Source organism: Vibrio sp. 10N.222.52.C3 (assembly GCF_041474195.1).
In the GTDB taxonomy this organism is placed as follows: domain Bacteria; phylum Pseudomonadota; class Gammaproteobacteria; order Enterobacterales; family Vibrionaceae; genus Vibrio; species Vibrio crassostreae_C.
This window is the reverse complement of the sequence record NZ_JBFRTQ010000258.1, coordinates 1-608: the sequence shown is the minus strand read 5'-3', so window position 1 is coordinate 608 and position 608 is coordinate 1. Positions and strand designations below refer to the sequence as shown.

The following is a 608-nucleotide window of genomic DNA, read 5'->3' as shown; positions in this document are numbered from 1 at the left end:
ACTTTGTTTTCAAAGGTTTTATTGATTTACCTCAATATAATCACCTTTGTAAAAATATGGTTTTTGGTTGTTTTTTGACTTAAATCAATGTTAACCTTACTAATATTAGGTATATATTACCCAGCTCAATAAAAATCGAAAGTTAACACCATAATCAAACCACATTTAGTGGACTAGGAGATAGTTATGATCCAAGGTATTCAAATTACTAAAGCAGCAAACGATGACCTACTAAACTCAATCTGGCTACTAGATAGCGAGAAGAATGAAGCTCGTTGTGTTGTTGCTACTGCAGGTTTCGAAGCTGACCAAGTTATCTCAGCTGCAGACCTAGGCGAGTACGAAAGCCGTGAAGTTGCAATCGAAGCAGCACCACGCATCGAAGGTGGCCAACACCTAAACGTTAACGTTCTTAAGCGTGAAACGCTAGAAGATGCAGTTGCTCACCCAGAGAACTACCCACAGCTAACTATCCGTGTATCGGGTTACGCTGTACGTTTCAACTCTCTAACAACTGAACAGCAACGTGACGTTATCGCACGTACGTTCACTGAGTCTCTATAATTTTTAGAGCTTAAATTAGAATACAAAAACGGCGCTCATTGAGC

Annotated in this window: 1 protein-coding gene; it reads left to right on the top strand. The window is 39.5% G+C overall.

Annotated features, from left to right (window positions below):
• Positions 1-186 precede the first annotated feature (186 nt).
• Complete coding sequence (grcA, locus tag AB4517_RS22785) at positions 187-564, top strand: autonomous glycyl radical cofactor GrcA (RefSeq protein ID WP_017059315.1); 378 nt, start codon at positions 187-189, stop codon at positions 562-564.
• Positions 565-608: the final 44 nt, after the last annotated feature.